General features: G+C 64.3%; 16 protein-coding genes and 1 pseudogene. 12 read left to right on the top strand and 5 right to left on the bottom strand.

Annotated elements, in window-relative coordinates:
* Nucleotides 1-21 precede the first annotated feature (21 nt).
* Nucleotides 22-270 (top strand): helix-turn-helix domain-containing protein, encoded by a 249-nt coding sequence (locus tag AC07U4_RS08555; RefSeq protein WP_495195133.1) that lies wholly within the window; start codon nucleotides 22-24, stop codon nucleotides 268-270.
* Nucleotides 271-412: 142 nt separating this feature from the next.
* Nucleotides 413-676 carry a hypothetical protein gene (locus AC07U4_RS08550; protein ID WP_495195132.1) on the top strand — a complete coding sequence of 88 codons (264 nt, stop codon included), beginning with the start codon at nucleotides 413-415 and terminating at the stop codon, nucleotides 674-676.
* A gap of 207 nt (nucleotides 677-883) precedes the next feature.
* Here the strand turns inward: AC07U4_RS08550 and AC07U4_RS08545 are convergent, their stop codons facing one another.
* The 3 genes from AC07U4_RS08545 to AC07U4_RS08535 all read right to left on the bottom strand — a co-directional run bounded on the left by AC07U4_RS08545 (nucleotide 884) and on the right by AC07U4_RS08535 (nucleotide 3,739).
* Nucleotides 884-2,008, bottom strand: a complete 1,125-nt coding sequence (locus AC07U4_RS08545) for a catalase family protein (protein WP_495195131.1) — start codon at nucleotides 2,006-2,008, stop codon at nucleotides 884-886.
* Nucleotides 2,009-2,081: 73 nt separating this feature from the next.
* Complete coding sequence (locus AC07U4_RS08540; protein ID WP_169742578.1) at nucleotides 2,082-2,654, bottom strand: DUF4142 domain-containing protein; 573 nt, start codon at nucleotides 2,652-2,654, stop codon at nucleotides 2,082-2,084.
* An 86-nt stretch (nucleotides 2,655-2,740) separates the two neighbouring features.
* A complete protein-coding gene (locus tag AC07U4_RS08535) occupies nucleotides 2,741-3,739 on the bottom strand; it encodes an AraC family transcriptional regulator (RefSeq protein WP_137897709.1) in 999 nt (332 codons plus the stop codon).
* Between the two features lie 315 nt (nucleotides 3,740-4,054).
* On the opposite strand from AC07U4_RS08535, the gene AC07U4_RS08530 reads away from it, so the two are divergent.
* From AC07U4_RS08530 to AC07U4_RS08515, 4 genes and pseudogenes are all read left to right on the top strand, one after another.
* Entirely contained in the window at nucleotides 4,055-4,855 is an 801-nt protein-coding gene (locus AC07U4_RS08530; RefSeq protein ID WP_137897708.1) for an alpha/beta fold hydrolase, read from the top strand.
* Nucleotides 4,856-5,082: 227 nt separating this feature from the next.
* Nucleotides 5,083-5,652 (top strand): annotated as a pseudogene (locus AC07U4_RS08525) (tyrosine-type recombinase/integrase).
* 162 nt (nucleotides 5,653-5,814) lie between these two features.
* Nucleotides 5,815-6,990 carry a zinc-dependent alcohol dehydrogenase gene (locus AC07U4_RS08520; RefSeq protein WP_495195130.1) on the top strand — a complete coding sequence of 392 codons (1,176 nt, stop codon included), beginning with the start codon at nucleotides 5,815-5,817 and terminating at the stop codon, nucleotides 6,988-6,990.
* A 150-nt stretch (nucleotides 6,991-7,140) separates the two neighbouring features.
* Nucleotides 7,141-7,914, top strand: coding sequence for an alpha/beta fold hydrolase (locus AC07U4_RS08515; RefSeq protein WP_495195129.1), 774 nt, complete (start codon nucleotides 7,141-7,143; stop codon nucleotides 7,912-7,914).
* Nucleotides 7,915-8,117: 203 nt separating this feature from the next.
* Here AC07U4_RS08515 and AC07U4_RS08510 read toward each other — a convergent pair whose 3' ends face one another.
* Nucleotides 8,118-8,393 carry a hypothetical protein gene (locus AC07U4_RS08510; RefSeq protein ID WP_495195128.1) on the bottom strand — a complete coding sequence of 92 codons (276 nt, stop codon included), beginning with the start codon at nucleotides 8,391-8,393 and terminating at the stop codon, nucleotides 8,118-8,120.
* Between the two features lie 85 nt (nucleotides 8,394-8,478).
* Here AC07U4_RS08510 and AC07U4_RS08505 point away from each other — a divergent pair, with 85 nt between their 5' ends.
* The 4 genes from AC07U4_RS08505 (at nucleotide 8,479) to AC07U4_RS08490 (ending at nucleotide 13,493) form a co-directional block, all read left to right on the top strand.
* Nucleotides 8,479-8,982 (top strand): alpha/beta hydrolase, encoded by a 504-nt coding sequence (locus AC07U4_RS08505; protein ID WP_495195127.1) that lies wholly within the window; start codon nucleotides 8,479-8,481, stop codon nucleotides 8,980-8,982.
* A 211-nt stretch (nucleotides 8,983-9,193) separates the two neighbouring features.
* Nucleotides 9,194-11,470 carry a TonB-dependent receptor gene (locus AC07U4_RS08500; RefSeq protein WP_495195126.1) on the top strand — a complete coding sequence of 759 codons (2,277 nt, stop codon included), beginning with the start codon at nucleotides 9,194-9,196 and terminating at the stop codon, nucleotides 11,468-11,470.
* Nucleotides 11,470-12,027, top strand: a complete 558-nt coding sequence (locus tag AC07U4_RS08495) for a hypothetical protein (RefSeq protein ID WP_495195125.1) — start codon at nucleotides 11,470-11,472, stop codon at nucleotides 12,025-12,027. The genes AC07U4_RS08500 and AC07U4_RS08495 overlap by 1 nt, the downstream gene beginning before the upstream one ends.
* The gene (locus AC07U4_RS08490) at nucleotides 12,024-13,493 is read left to right on the top strand and encodes a PepSY-associated TM helix domain-containing protein (protein WP_495195124.1); all 1,470 of its coding nucleotides are present in this window, start codon (nucleotides 12,024-12,026) and stop codon (nucleotides 13,491-13,493) included. The genes AC07U4_RS08495 and AC07U4_RS08490 overlap by 4 nt, the downstream gene beginning before the upstream one ends.
* 232 nt (nucleotides 13,494-13,725) lie before the next feature.
* Here AC07U4_RS08490 and AC07U4_RS08485 read toward each other — a convergent pair whose 3' ends face one another.
* On the bottom strand, nucleotides 13,726-14,610 hold the full coding sequence (locus AC07U4_RS08485) for a LysR substrate-binding domain-containing protein (protein WP_495195123.1): 885 nt from the start codon (nucleotides 14,608-14,610) through the stop codon (nucleotides 13,726-13,728).
* A 110-nt stretch (nucleotides 14,611-14,720) separates the two neighbouring features.
* Between AC07U4_RS08485 and AC07U4_RS08480 the strand changes: the two genes are divergently transcribed.
* Both AC07U4_RS08480 and AC07U4_RS08475 read left to right on the top strand, forming a co-directional pair.
* On the top strand, nucleotides 14,721-15,137 hold the full coding sequence (locus tag AC07U4_RS08480; RefSeq protein ID WP_495195122.1) for a GlcG/HbpS family heme-binding protein: 417 nt from the start codon (nucleotides 14,721-14,723) through the stop codon (nucleotides 15,135-15,137).
* 37 nt (nucleotides 15,138-15,174) lie between these two features.
* Nucleotides 15,175-15,978: an SDR family oxidoreductase gene (locus AC07U4_RS08475; protein ID WP_495195121.1), complete on the top strand. Its 804-nt coding sequence runs from the start codon at nucleotides 15,175-15,177 to the stop codon at nucleotides 15,976-15,978.
* Nucleotides 15,979-15,993: the final 15 nt, after the last annotated feature.

The raw sequence follows: 15,993 nt of genomic DNA, 5'->3' as shown, positions 1-15,993 counted from the left end.
CGCTCGGGAAAGGTCGCTTCGATGGATCAGGCTGACACGGAAAACGACGCTGCTTGGTTTTCGCGCCGCTTCGGTGCGCTCGTCCGCGCCCGCCGACAGCAGATGGGGCTCAGCCTCGAGGATCTGGCCACCGTCGCAGGCGTGGGTATCCGGTTCGTCCACGAGTTGGAGAAGGGCAAGCCGACTTGCCAGATCGGCCGTGCCTTGGTCGTCGCAGGGCTGGTCGGGCTGGACCCGGTCACCCTGCTTGAACAGCATAGCGCCTCATGACCCTTCCGGTCTATTTCGAGGAGCATCTGGTCGGCGACGTCCATGGAAGCCCGGCCCACGCGACAGCTACTGGCCGCCGCATAGCACGGGCATGGATCCGGAAGATGTCGTGCGGGTGAAGTCGCGCGACTTCCACTGATCGGTGTCGCGCCATCAGCGGATCATCATCGACCTGTCGCTTCATATCCTCCGCGCCGCTGCCGCGCGGTCGGACAAGGGGAAGGTCGACACGATCGAGGTTCGCCTCGCGCTGCGTTGCCTCGTCACGCATTGCCCCGAACGCTGGCCACTCGACATGTTCTGGAATTCGGCCGGGACGGATCGCGATATCGGGCGGGCGCAGGGCTGTACCGCGGCACTGAATGGGATAGTTCGTCAGATCGAAGGCGGCAGTCGCCTGTCTTGACCCAGATCCGGTCACTTAATGACCTGCGACCCGCTCCCTGCTCCGGACATTCGTTCACCAAGGCGATCGGCCATAGGTAGCTTGGATGATCACGATCCAGTTGCCAGTGATCGGACGCAGGTTCGGATCATCTCGGATCACGTGCGCGATCTCCACCGCATATGGGTTTGAGGCGCCGGATCATGATCCAGCGCCTCAGATCTGCGCTCAATCGATCGTCATGCCCTGAGCTGGCAAATCGCCAATCGTCCGAAGCTCGTGAACCGGACAGCCCTTTCGCTCGCCCCTGAACTGCACTGAGCGCTCGTAGGTCGGTTTGCGAGCCCGGTTGACGCCGCCGATCGGCTGATGAGCCGTCAGGCCGTGCCACGGGCTATATGCGACCGCCTGCTCCTGATGCTCGCTAAGGCCCCGCTCCCAGCCGAGCTGCGCCAACACAGTGAGCCGTGCGACGGCCACGTAAGGGCTCACCTTCTCGTCCCAGACCACCGAGGTATCCTCAACCGGCATCTTCTCTAGATCAGTGCAGAGCTGGACGCGCACCTCCCAGACGCTGTCCTGCTCGATCAGCACCTCTCCCATGTCCTCGCGCAGGGCATCGGGACGGCCGGAAGTATCGACCTTGCTGCCGGCGAGCTCGGTCAGGTTGATCGAGATGGGCGCGACCGACAGCTTGGCGATGTAGCCACCATGCCGCAACGGCACCTGTGTGTAGTAGGTCTCGCCGAGCGGATGGGTGTTAGGTGCGCCGCCCAGCGTTTGGATCGTCGGGCTCTGGATGCCAACCGTCTCCAATGCCGCATCAAGCGTCTGCATCGTCGCCGACAGCCCCTTCTTCAGGCCCTCGCCAACATCAGTGGTCTTAGCGAGCATCTTGAGGTTGGCGAGGAACGCCTTGGGCGTCGGCGACGCGAATGCCGGGCCGTTGACCAGGATGAAATCCTGGGTGGTGTCGTTCTCCGATCCAGGCAGCCGCTCGCCGGGTACATCGAACAGCTTGATGGCAAGACCCCGCGGCACGCTGACGCTGTCGTCGAGGATGTCGCCGGGCAAAGTCGAGAAGCGCAGCAGGGCGTCATAGCTGCCGGGCGTCGAGAACAGCCCCTGGGCGAGTTCCGGCGCAATTCCTGGCAGCACCTCAAGCTTGCCTTTTACGATTGCGTGGCCCTTGGCATGAACGCCGCGAACCGCGGTGCCATAATCCTTGGCGGTCGTTTCCTGGATAAGGCGGATCTGCTCGTTCAACCCCTGGATCGTCTCGGCCTCGTCTTCAGCGCGGACTTCGACATTGGGGGTAAATGGAACAGGCGCGTGTTTGATGTCGTCAGGCATGGCGGAATCTCCAATTTTAAAACGGAGCTGATGGGGGAGGTCTCCTCCGGCGAAGAGGAGACCGGTCTTCTCGTCAGACGCGGAGTTCGTGCGCGATACGCTGCGTGATCATCGTATGCTCCTTGAACGTCGCCAGCGCGAGCGTCGCGAGATGGCGTCCGTGCATCTCCATCATGTCGCTCGTATTCGCCGCGCTGGCCAGGTAGGCGGTGGCGAGATCGCGCAGAAACACGTGGTTTTCGTACTGGGCGTCGATGTACGCGCGGTCGAACGCCGCACCGGGTGCCGCCGAGCGAATCTTGTCCAGCGTCGCCTGCGCCTTGGCGTCCAACGGCGGCGGCGTATTGCCTAGCTGCTTCAGCACGGTCGTGACGGCGACCGCCTCGGTCAGCTCGAAACCGGCAAACTCGCGCGCGTCGGCCTTCCGCGCCCGGTCAACTGCGATCTGGCTGGTCGCCAGTGACAGCATTGCGGGGCCGAACACGCCCATTTCGAATTGAGTGTGCGTGCGCGTGCCGGAGACATCAGGCATCGGCATCATGGCCGGGTCCGTTTCCACTCGGCGCTGCTGCGCCATCGCCATGACGGGAGCGGCGACTAGGGCAGCGGCGGCCCCGGTCAGAATGGTGCGGCGATCGGTAATCATGGGCAATCCTCTCATGGTGACCAAAGGCACACATGCGCGAGGGTCTCTGGCAGGACGGCTCGTCGATTGACCCGTTCCCTAGTCGCTCAAGGATTGGACAGCGAGGCGGTCAATCTGGACGATCGGTGACTTGCAGACGATTGATCTGCGTCGTCTGGATGTATCGGCGACGGGAGCGGTGCCAGCCGGTACGCCGATGGCAACATGGCATAGGTCGCTTCGAACGCGCGAGAGAACGGCCGCGATCCGCCATAGCCTACGCTTTGAGCAATGGCCTTGATCGGAAGGTCGGTAACCCTGAGCAACCGCGCCGCCACCCGCAACCGCGCCTTTTGCACGAAGTCGATCGGGCCCTGGCCGAAGGTGCGCGAGAAATGATCGGAGAACGACGCCCGGCTCATGCCGGCGAGATCGGCAAGGCTGCCCACACTGTGGTTTGCCCCGGGTTGCTCGATGATGGCGGCGATCGCGCGGGCAAGCCGGGGGTGATGGAGCGCATCGAGGACGCTGGACCTGTCCGCCTGCGACCAGTGCCGGCGCAGAAGCGTGATGAGCGCCTGCTTCATCAGCGCCTGACACATCGCCTGAGTCCCCAGCCCGGCGTTGGTGACCTCGTGGCGCATGGCATCGATGATCGCAGCCGGCACGCCGCTTGCCGCGCGGTCGTCGGCCACCGGCCAGCGCATCAGGTCGAACAGACCGAGCGCCGCCTGGTCCGGCGCGGACAGCGCGGCGCACAGCAGCAGTGTGTCGTCGGCGCCGTTGCCCGCGGTGAACTCGACAAGGCCGTCACCGATCAGCTCGCACTTGTCGGCCGCAGCGCCGGTCGCGGCGGTTACATCAGCGTCCCCGACCCAGTGTGGCTGCAACGCCGGCACGACCAGGACACTCGATGGAGCAAATGGAACCGGCGCCCTCTCGCCAGCCTGGACATGTCCCGATCCGCGCAGCACGAAATGGACCGTGACCGCCTTGAACACCGGAAAGCTCATTCGCCAACCGGACTGGATCCGGCACACTGAAAAGGCATGCGGCGCCACCTCGAGGGCGGTCAGCAGACGATTGAGGGTCGGATCGATTGGCATGGACCCTCAAGACGCTTCAGCACACCGCAACGTTGCCGCGACAAAGGCTGACCGGTCCGATCGAAGCGGCACATCTGCCGTAGTCGAGATTTCCACACGGCATCTAACTCGATTTATCAGGCCAAAGAAATCCAGAGGCGACGTCCAGGTCACCTCCAGCGCCTTCGAGCAGTGAACGCTTGTAATTGGACATTTCAAAGGGGCGATCTCGCCGCTGCGAAAACTTCTCCCTTGAGTCAGCAGTTTCGTGATGGCCGCTGGCCCCACGCACCGGCCGTGATCGTTGAGCTGTTTCAATAAGACAGGTGATCCGAGATGAACCATATCCAGCGCGGCACCGGTCGCAAGCTGTTACTGATCCACGGCTTGGGAGGTAGCTGGCAATCGTGGAGCACCGTTCTGGATGGGCTCAGCGTCAGCCGCACAGTAATCGCGGTCGACCTCCCTGGGCATGGCGCGACGCCGGTCGAGCACGATAGCGGTACCTTTGACGGCTTGGTCAGCAGCGTGCAGCGTTACATTGAGAGCAACGAGCTGACGGGGATCGATGTCGTCGGCAGTTCGATGGGCGCGCGATTGGTGCTCGAACTCGCTCGGCGCGGTGTCGTCGGAAACGTCGTCGCGCTCGATCCGGGCGGGTTCTGGCGCGGCTGGGAGCGTGCCTTCTTCAAAATCACCATAGGCCTTTCGGGCCGCTTGTTGCGGGCGATCCGGCCCGGTCTGCCGATGCTCAGCCAGAATGCTGCGTCACGCACCGCACTGCTGGCCCAGCTGTCCGCGCATCCGTGGGCGCTCGATCCGGAGATTGTGGGAACTGAGCTGAAGGGTCTTAGCCTGACCCCGACGTTCGATGCGCTGGTCGATAGCCTTGCGTCAGGTCCCGAGCAGATCGGACCCGCGGCCGATAGCACTGGCCATATCGTGATCGGGTGGGGCAAGCATGACAGGCTCTGCCTGCCAAGGCAGGCGGCGCGGGCAATGGCGGCGTTTCCCTCCGCGCAACTGCACTGGTTTGAGTCAAGCGGCCACTTTCCCATGTGGGACATGCCCGCAGAAACCATCCGAGTTATCCTTGCCGCTACACAAGCAACAACGAATGACGATGCCGCCAAATGATCGGCTCGCATGACCCACTTCCAGCCGCTCAGGGACTACCAACGCCACCCGAAACCGGCCGCTTGTTCAGCATCACCGACGGCCGACGAACCGCATTTACGAACCGCAGGTTTACCGCGCCTGCGTACGCTCGATCGGCCGATCCGGCCCGATTAAGACGATCGATGGGTCACTCGCCGATGGACCCCGCCTTTCACGAACTTCGACCTTAGAACGAAGGCCGGCTTATCGGTGCGAAGCAAGCGCTCAAACAGCAACAGGTCTGGGCCATTCGCTTCTGGCTCGACAAGCATAGACGACTGCGCGACCGAGCGCTGTTCGATCTTGCCATCGACAGCAAGCTGCGCGGCTGTGATGTGGTCAGGGTACGGATCGGCGATGTAGTTTCCGGCGGGCGCGTTCGTGACCGCGCCGTTGTGGTTCAGCAGAAGACCAAACGTCCGGTGCAGTTCGAGCTGATGGATACGGCACGAAAGACGATGCGGGCATGGTTGGAGCGACGCCGCGGGACGTTGAACGACTTCATCTTCCCGAGCCGAAACGACTACATGGCTCACATGAGTACGCGGCAATATGCCCGCCTCGTGCACGAGTGGGTGGTCGGTATCGGCCTTCCGGCTCAGGATTATGGGACGCACTAGCTTCGGCGCACGAAAGCATCGATCATCTACAAAGCAACTGGCAATCTCCGCGCCGTTCAGATCCTTCTCGGCCATGCCAACATCGACAGCAGGGTCCGCTATTTAGGCGTAGACGTGGAGGACGCTCTGGAATTGACCGAACGCACAGAGGTCTGAGCGGACCAGTTGCGGGCGCTCCGGCGTCGCTGATCGCTGCTCAAACCGGAAGTTTGTTAACATGGAAGAATGGGTACGAGCCCGTTCCGTGCTCAGAGACGTTGAGTCGGTTCAGTCGCTTTTCCAATCCTGGTGGAGCTCCTGCCTCGACGGAGAAGACACATGCGCGCACTATGCTGGCACGGTAAGGGCGACGTCCGCGTCGACACGGTCGCGGATCCCGAGATCAAGCATCCGCGCGATGCGATCATCAAGGTTACCGCCTGCGCGATCTGCGGGTCGGACCTCCATCTGCTCGACGGCTACCAGCCCACGATGGAGGCCGGCGACATTCTCGGTCACGAGAATATGGGCGAGGTCGTGGCGCTCGGCTCCGAGATTACCAACCTGCAAATCGGCGACCGTGTGGTCGTGCCGTTCACGATTAGCTGCGGTGACTGCTGGTTCTGCCGGAAAGGCCTGTTTGCGGCCTGCGACCGGACCAACCCGAACGCCGAGATGGCGGCCAAGGCGATGGGCCACTCGCCCGCCGGCCTGTTCGGCTTCAGTCACATGCTGGGCGGCTATTGTGGCGGTCAGGCGGAATACCTGCGCGTACCGATGGCCGACATCGGCCCGATCAAGATCCCCGACAGCGTCACCGACGATCAGGCGCTGTTCCTCTCGGACATCTTCCCGACCGGCTACATGGCCGCGGAGAACGCGCAGATCGAACCGGGCGACACGGTTGCGATCTGGGGCTGCGGCCCGGTCGGGCAGTTCGCCATCCGCTCCGCGCTGATGATGGGTGCCGGCCGCGTGATCGCGATCGATGAGGTACCCGAGCGTCTCGCCATGGCGGAAGCCGGCGGTGCCGAGACGATCAACTTCGCCGAGACGGACGTGTTCGACGAGCTGCAGTCGCGGACCAAGGGGCGCGGGCCCGACAGCTGCATCGATGCGGTAGGTTGCGAGGCATCCGGACATGGCGCGGCGGACGCCGTCATGGACAAGGTCAAGGCAAGCATGATGCTCGCTACCGACCGGGTTCACGTGCTGCGGCAGGCGATAATGAGCTGCCGCAAGGGCGGCACTGTCTCGGTACCCGGCGTCTACGTCGGCATGGGCGACAAGCTGCCGATCGGCGCGGCGATGAACAAGGGGCTGACCATCAAGCTCGGCCAGACCCACGTCCAGCGCTACACCAAGCCGCTGCTAGAAAAGATCGTGGCCGGGGAAATCGACCCCAGCTTCGTCATCACCCATCCTGCCAGCCTCGAGGACGCTCCCGAAATGTACGCTAGGTTCCGCGATAAGGAGGACGGCGTCATCAAGGTGGTCATGCGCCCGCACGGCTGAGCTGCGCATCCCTCATCGTCGTGGCGGCGTGCGATCCCCTTTTTGAGGATCGAGCGCCGCGATGACCGGCGCACGGCAGCTTGCCGATCAACCGGTGCCATGCACGAACGATGCTCGTTGAGCCGTTCCAGATAACCGAAATGAAATGAGATGCACCAGATCAACCGCGGCTCCGGCCGCAAACTGCTGTTTGTCCACGGTCTGGGCGGAAGCTCGCGATCATGGAGCCCCATTCTAGACTCACTCGGCGCCAGTCGAACGATGATCGCGATCGACCTGCCCGGACATGGCGCGACCCCGGCGGAACACGATAGCGGAACGTTCGACGGCCTAGTCGGCAGCATGCAGCGCTACATCGTGGAGAACGAGCTGACCGGGATCGACGTCGTCGGCAGCTCGATGGGTGCGCGGATAGTGCTCGAACTTGCCAGGCGTGGCGTCGTCGGCAACGTCGTCGCACTTGACCCGGGCGGGTTCTGGCGTGGTTGGGAACGCACCTTCTTCAAGACTACGATCGGCGTGTCGGGCCGCTTGTTGCGGGCGATCCGGCCCGCCCTGCCGACGTTGAGCCGTAACGCAGCCTCGCGCACTGCCCTGCTCGCCCAATTGTCCGCGCATCCTTGGGCGCTTGATCCCCAGATGGTGGCGACTGAGCTCACCGATCTTAGTACGACACAGACGTTCGACGCGCTGGTCCATGACCTCGCGACCGGACCTGAGCAGACCGGCCCTGCCGCCAAAAGCACCGGCCGGATCGTGATCGGATGGGGCAGGCATGACAGGCTCTGCCTGCCGCGGCAGGCGGCGCGCGCAAAAGCTGCGTTCCCGTCCGCAGAGCTGCACTGGTTCGAGTCCAGCGGTCACTTTCCAATGTGGGACATGCCGGAGGAGACGGTCGAGGTCATCCTCAAAGCTACGCAGTGAAAATAGCGGGCTGTAACGCCGAACCAGAAGGCGACATTCATGGCGGTTTATTAGTCCCCAACTCCCGCTATTAATTAATTCATCTCAGCGAGGCGGTGACGCTCGGCGGAGCGAAAGTGCACTGTTCCGGCAGACACACGGAGACAGGAACGTGGGCACCGGAAGCGCGGCATCCAGCTTGCTTTCGGTCTTCGGGCGTGCAGCTATCCGTTTGTGCGATCCAAGGGGGAACACTGGATGAAACTGAGCCGATCGATAATGGTGGCTGCTGCGGGTATGTTGGCCTGCGCGGCACCTTGCGCCGCAAACCCAACGGCGGAAGTCACCCTACAAGTCACCGCACAGCGCACCACGTTGATGGACACGTGGGTGCCGGACAAGGTGAAGGGCGTGGTGCTGTTCTCGACCGGGCATGGATAATGGCCGGAGAAGTATGACGCCATTGCTTCGGCATGGAAGGCGGCGGGCTTCGCGGTCATCGCGCCGGTCCACGTCGACTCCTTACACTACCCCGATCGCAACAAGTTTACCCGTGAGGCGAGCTTCGGCGAGCGCATTGCCGACATGAAGGCAGCGAGCGCCTATGCTGCCCGCATTTGGCCGGGTAAGCCAGTAATTGTAGCTGGGCACAGCTTCGGAACGCTGACTGCGCTCTGCCTTGGTGGCGGTTTGGCGAACCTCGGCAACTTCAAAGACCCGACTGTGAAAGCGGTGCTGGGCTTCTCCTCGCCCGGACGCATCCCCGGCCTGATCGGCCCGGATGCCTACGCCGGCGACACCCTCCCGGTGATCATCGTGACGGGCGATCAGGACACCGTGCCCGGTCTGGTGACCGACTGGCACGATCACCTTCTACCAATTCAAACCTCACCTGCGGGCAACAAGCTCGCGGTCACCTACTCTGGTGCCGCACACGAGCTGATCGGGCACCCAGAGGATGCAAACTATGCTTCCGCCGTTGCGGTCAGCACCCACTTTCTGAAAGCGTACGGACTCGGCGATCGGAAGGCGATCGAAACACTGTCTCAAAGCAAAGATGCGCAAGGCGTAGTCTGGCTGAAACGCTGATTGCGTTGCCGCGAGTGACCCAAACCCGGCCGTTCCGGCGCATCTGGTGGTTCACCTACTCCAGACATTCGTTCAGCCGCAGAGCGGTGCTTCAGGTGCTGGCCCGGTTGCCGGCACTGGATCGCTTCGGTTTAAACAACCCGCCAACGTCATCATGCGATTGACTCGCGTTAGCCGCACGGCCAAAGGCGCGCGCATCGTGGGGGACACAATGCGTCACATTCATTTCTCGGTGCTGGCATGCGCAATGGTCTGGTCCAATGCGGCGAGCGCGCAGCAGGTGACGGACGAGCAGCCGGGCGCCGACATCATTGTCACCGGTGAAAAGTCGAACCGTACCTTACAGGACACGCCGACCAGCGTTGCGGTAACCACGCCCGAGCGGATCCAGCAGGAGAATATCCTGACGATCCAGGACATCTACAGTCGCACCGCCAATGTTGCAGAGACGTATGGCGCGGCCGGCTTCACGATCCGCGGCATCAACAACCAAGGCGTGGGTGCCGGCGGCAGCGCCGATACCGCGACAGTCTATGTCGACGGCGCGCCGATCCCGCGCGAGGCGCTGTTTGGCGGCCCGACCGATCTGTGGGACATTCAGCAAGTCGAGATCCTGCGCGGCCCGCAGTCAACGATCCAGGGCCTGAATGCCCTCGCCGGCGCGATTGTCCTGACGACGCGCGATGCCTCGACCACCGCATACAGCGGCGACGCGCGCGTGCTGTGGAGCGAGTATAACGACCGCACTTTCTCCGCGGCGGTCGGTGGTCCGTTGGTGAAGGACGAACTGGGCATCCGCATCTCGGCCGAGCGGCGCAACGACCGCGGGCTGATCCGCAACGTCACGCGCGGCGGCTATGACGATGCGCTGGAGTCGCTCAACCTGCGTGGCAAGCTGAAATGGACCCCAAGCGCGCTGCCGGGGCTGGTGGTGCAGGCGAGCTACAATCGCGTGCGGCGAGACGGCGGCTATCTCTACGAATACACCCGCACCGACACCCCGGATTTCTACAACAATCGCATCTCGACCGGCGACGCGCCGAGCCGCGGGCATATCAAGACCGACATCGCCGTGCTCAATGCCGGCTACGAGATCACGCCGCAGTTGCGCCTTTCGAGCATCACCTCGTTCAACAAGACGCACACGCGCGCGGTGATCGATACCGATGGCACCGCGGCGAATTTGCAGATCGTCGACAACACCAACGACTTCCGCACCTGGACGCAGGAATTGCGCCTTAATTACGACGGCGAGCGTCTGAGCGGCGTGCTAGGCGCGTGGGCCTATCGTCGCTCGGGCGGGCTGATCGCGGCCAACCGGCTCAATATCAACACGCCGACCGGCACGATTGCCGCACTGCTGCAGGGCGGCGGCTTCCCGGCCGCGGCAGCGACGCAGATCGCCAATCTCTATACCGCGGCACTGCCGGTGATCCCGGTGGCGTATGCGGCGGATTTCCCGCAACGCGTCCGCACCGCCGCCTTGTTCGGCGATGCGCGCTACAAGTTGACCGACCGGCTCTCGCTGATCGGCGGGTTCCGTTACGATCACGAAGCGAACCGCTACACGGCAGAGACGGTTGCGAGCTTCACCGGCACGTTGCCCAGCCCCACCGCATTCGGCGCGCCGGGGACGCCGCTGTTCCTCGCCGTCTCGGCGGTGAACCAGGGCGTGCTAGGGCTGGTGCAGGGCGCTAACTCCGCCCGTGCGACGAACGCACGCAGCTTCGAGGCCTTCCTGCCCAAGGCGGGGATCAGCATGGAATGGACGCCCGACGTCACCACCGCTGTCACCGTGCAGCGCGCCTATCGCTCGGGCGGATCGAGCCAGAACCCGGCGCGCGCGCTGCTGGTCCCCTATGACCCGGAATATAGCTGGAATTACGAGGGGTCACTGCGCTCGCGCTGGCTCGACGGCAGGCTGACACTGAACGCCAACGTCTTCTACATCGACTGGAAGAACCAGCAGACCAACGCGTTCTTCGGGCTGAACGAATTCGACTATAACACCGTCAACGCTGGCAAATCGCACCTCTACGGGTTCGAGGTGGAGGCTCAGGGGCGGATCAGCCGCGCGGTCGACGCTTATGCCTCGGTCGGCCACGTCCGCACGAAGTTCGACGATTTCACGCTGCCGAACGGCTCAACCAGCGCGATCGACCTCGCCGGGTCGGAATTTCCTTATGCCGCGCGCTGGACGATCTCCGGCGGCGTGAACGCGCGGGTAGGGCCAGTGGTCGGCAATCTCAATGCGAATTATCGTGGTCCGGTGTTCAGCGACGTCGGCGTGACGCAGGCGCAGGGGCGGCTGCCGGGGCGCACCGTCGTAAACGCGCGGTTAGGCTGGGAGATGGAGCGCTTCACAATCTTCGCGTTCGCGCGCAACCTGCTGAACGAAGAATACAAGCAATATGATTTCGCGAGCAGCAGCCGTGCGATCCTCGGCGATCCGCAGACGTTCGGCGGCGGCGTTGAAGTGCATTTCTGATGCTGGCGATGTCCTTGGCCGGCGTGGCGGGCGGTGCCGGCGGCGCCGTGCTGCTGCGCCGCGCCTGGGCCGATCGCGCGCGGACGCGCCCGGCGCTGGTCGCGGCGGGCTGGGGAATACTTCTCGCGTCCGTCCTGCTCGGCGCATATTGGGTCGGACCGGTGAAGGGCGTGGCGATCGGCATCGCGGCAGTCGGCGTCGGTTCGCTCGCCGTGATTGCGCAGGGCCGCGTCATGCGCGCGGCGCGGGTCGCGCGAGACAGCCTTGCGCCCGAGCCGCTGGAGGGGCCGTCGAAGGCGTGGCGCGGATGGCTCAAGTTCCTGCTTGCCGGGCCGCTCGGCATGACCGCGGCGATGGGGGTCGCCTTCTGCTACGCCGCCTGGTCGCCGGGTGACCCGCGCACGCGGATCATCATCGGCGGGCTCCTGATGCCGGTCGCATGGGCGCTGGCGATGACGTGGACGCTGGCCGACCAGCGCCTGCTGCGCGCGTTTGCGGTGCTGGTGGGAACGACGGTCGCCGGCTTCGCGCTGGCGGCGATGCGGGGGCTGGCGTGAAAGCGACGACGAAAGCGAAAGGCCGCTGGCCGCTGTCGCCGGCGACGGTGCGCGCGGTGCTCAGCGGGCATGGCTTTCTCGGCCTGGCGTTCGCGGCGGTGATCTATCTGGTCTGCCTGTCGGGCACGCTGGCAGTGTTCGTCCACGATCTCGAACGCTGGGAGCAGCCCGCCGCGCCGGTCGTGTCCCAGATCAACGATGCGGCGATGACGCGCGCGCTCGATGCAGCGCGAACGCAGGCACCAGCCGGCACGACGCTCTACGCCTCGCTGCCGTCAGCCGACGAACCCGGCGCGGCGATCATCGCGTATTCGCCTACGTTCGAACGCGAATGGTCGATCGATACGCAGGGCGCGCTGGTTGAAAAGGCGACCGCGTTTTCAGAGTTTATCCTCAATCTCCACATCGCGCTGCATCTGCCGCGCAGCTGGGGTGAGTTCATCGTCGGGCTGACGGGCGTGGCGCTGCTGTCCTCGTTGGTATCGGGCACACTTGCGCATCCGCGCGTGATCAAGGACGCCTTTCACCTGCGGCTCGGCGGATCGCGGCGGTTGCAGGAGGCGGACCTGCACAACCGGCTCGGCATCTGGGCGCTCCCGTTCCACGTCGTCATCGCGCTGACCGGGGCATTGCTCGGGCTCAGCACGCTGATCGTCGGCGTGCTGGCGATGCTGCTGTACCGTGGCGACACTACAAAAGTGTATGGCCTGTTCATCGACGCGCCGCCCGTGGTGAATGCCGCGCCTGCGCCGCTGCCACCGCTCGCCTCCCTGCTCGCCGAGGCACGCCATCTTGCCCCGGGGGCCGAGCCGCACCAATTGATCATCGAGAATGCCGGGCGTGCCGACGCGCGCATCACCGTCACCTCGGAGCGCGATCGCCTGCTCGTGCCGCAGGACACGACCAGCTTCGATGCGAACGGCCGAGTGCTGAAGGACCAGCATCCGCGCGACCTCGTCGCCGGCACGCGCATTCTCGGCGGGATCGGTCAATTACATTTCGGCTGGTATGGCGGATTGCCGGTGCGGATCATCTACGGCCTGCTCGGCCTCGCGCTGTGCGTGCTCACGTCGAGTGGCGTGACGATCTGGCTCGCGCGCCGACGCGACAAGGGTCGCGCGGTGCCGCAATGGGAACGGCTATGGGCGGCGGTCGCTTGGGGCCAGCCGCTCGCCCTCGCACTAGCCGCGCTCGCAGCGATCGTCATACCGGCCGGCGGGGCGGTGCTATGGGTGTGGCTCGGGATGACCGTTGCTCTGCTGCTGGGTTTTGGCATAGCGCAGTTTCCCGCGACTTCGGGCGGGAAGGCGCTTCGACACGCATTGGGCGTTGCGCTGGTAGTGCTGTCGGGGTGCCGTCTGGCGAATTCAACGATCACCGCGACCGGCGTCACCATAGATGCCATAATACTTGTGGTCGCCGCCGGAAGCCTGTTGTCGAAACGATACGCTCGCCTTTTGGCCTGACGCCGCCTTCCAGACCGAAGCCGGCGGGGGTATCGTGGCAATCGTTGCGCAGAAAGACCAATTGCGGACGTTCAGCGCCGCTTGGTTGCTCCTCCAGAACAGACGCTCGTTCCTGTGAGCGCGGATAGCTAAACGACTTGCTGAAGCGGTCGCTCGTAGCGGGGAACCGAGACACCTGCCCTCCTATTAATAAACGACCCAGGGGCAGGGGCAGTCATCGGGATGTCAGAGGTCAGGCGCGCAGCATCTCCACAAGCGCGCGTAGGCCCGCCGACATGTGCTTTCGCGTCGGATAATAGATGTAGAGCCAGTCCTCAGGCACAATCCACTCTTCGAGGCAGGCGACCAAGCGTCCGTCCGCGAGGTAGGGCAGCGCCCGGTTCTCCCAGACATAGGCAAGCGCAATGCCTGCCAAGGCAGCCTCGATCATCAGCTCGTGGTCATGGAGCGCAAGCGGCCCGTTCGGCTCGAACTCGACCTCCTCCTCATTGTGGCTGAAGAACCATGGATAGCGGGTCATGTTGGGGTACATATTCTGGATACAGACATGGTCCTTCAGGTCGGCCGGGATCTGCGGAATACGCCGCCGGGTGAAATAGTCAGGCGAACCGACAACCAATAGTCGCAGCCGCGGCTTGATCTTCACCGCCGTCATGCCCTCGCGCAGGCTTTCGCCCAGCCGGATGCCGGCATCGAACCCTTCCTCGACGATGTCGACAAGCCGATCGGTCGCGACGATCTCGATCGCAAGGTTCGGGTTGCGCTGGAGTAGCGGCCCCAGGATCGGCCCGAGCACGAACGGCGCGATCGAGTTGGGCGCGTTGATCCGCACCGTGCCGAACGGCGTGTCGCGAAACTGGTTGAGCGCGTCCAGCGCCGAGCCGATCTCGCCGAACGCCGGCGAGAGCTGCGAAAGCAGCATGGCGCCAGCGTCGGTCAGCGATACGCTTCGTGTCGTCCGGTTGAGCAGGCGGATACCGACCCGCGCTTCCAGGTTGCTCACCGCATGGCTGATCGCGGAAGCCGTCACGCCGCGCTCCTCGCTGGCACGCCGAAAGCTGCGATGGCGCGCGACTGCATCGAAGGCGGCAAGCTCAGACAGGTCGGTCGTGCGCATTGCTGATCCTCACTCAGCATTGACGCGAAAACAAGTCGGCTAATCCGAACAAACGATCGCGCGCACAACGTCCCCGGCAGCCGATCACCGGCTCCTGGAAAGGACGGACGATGACCATCACCGCAGACAGTATCAGCAGCGCGTCGGCGGCGACCGCGATTGCCGCCGCACAGGACAAGGCGGCGGAGATCGGCGTCGCCGCGACCATCGCGGTGATCGACGCCGGCACGCATCTCAAAGGCCTCGTACGGATGGATGGCACCGTGCTCGGCACGATCGACGTCGCGACGGCGAAGGCGCGCACGTCCGTTCTGTTCGGCATCGGCAGCGCCGACGTCTGGGCCTACTGCCAGCCCGGCGCCGCTGCGCCCAACCTTCAGGCGAGCAACGGCGGGCTCATGCCCTTCCCCGGCGGCCTGCCGATCATCGCTCACGGCACGCTGATCGGCGCCGTCGGCGTCTCGGGCGGCGCCCCCTCCCAGGATCTCGAGATCGCCGAAGCCGCCGTCGCCGCGCTCGTCGACTGATCCCTCTCAACCACCCCCAGCACGAAAGGACATCATCATGACCAAGACCATTCTCATCACCGGCGCCGGCTCCGGTTTCGCCGAGGCCGCCGCGATCGGCATGGCGCAGGCCGGCCACACTATCATCGCCACCGCGCAGATCAGCCCGCAGGTCGCCGCGTTGCGCAACAAGGTCGCCGAACTCGGCCTCGACAACATTCGCGTCGAGAAGTTCGACCTCACCGACCCTTACGACATGGCGTTCATCCAGACGCTCGACGCCGACGTGCTGTGGAACAACGCCGGCTATGGGGAGAGCGGCCCGGTGAGCGAGATCCCGCTCGACCTCGTCCGCCGCAACTACGAGATCAACGTCTTCAAGCCGCTGGAGCTGACGCAAGGCTTCATCGCCAAGTGGGTGAAGCAGGGGACGAAGGGCAAGATCGTCTTCACCTCCTCGATGGGTGGCCTGTTCACCCCGGCCGGCTGGGGCACCTATGTCTCCACAAAGCACGCGCTGGAGTCGGTCGCCGAGGCGATCGCGCAGGAAGTCGCAGCCTTCGGCATCAAGGTGCAGACGATCAACCCGGGCGCGTACCTGACCGGCTATAACGAAACCATGGCGGACACCGCGTTCCGCTGGCTCGACGACACAAAGAACTTCACCAGGCGCGACGAACTGCGCGCCACGTTCGACGCGCTGCTCGCCTCGCCACAGGGCCATCTCGATCCGCAGGAGATGATCGACCGCATGATTGCGATCGTACCCGCCGACACCGGCCGTGTCCGCAACGTCTGCCCGCAGTTCGTCGAGGACATGCTGAAGGAGGCGCAGGCCGCCGCCTGGACCGCCGAGATCTGATCCCCCGAGCGGCGG

The organism is Sphingomonas sp. GW821-FHT02B09, from assembly GCF_059421875.1.
Note: the sequence above shows the minus strand (reverse complement) of the source record. Positions and strands in the feature narration are given on the sequence as shown.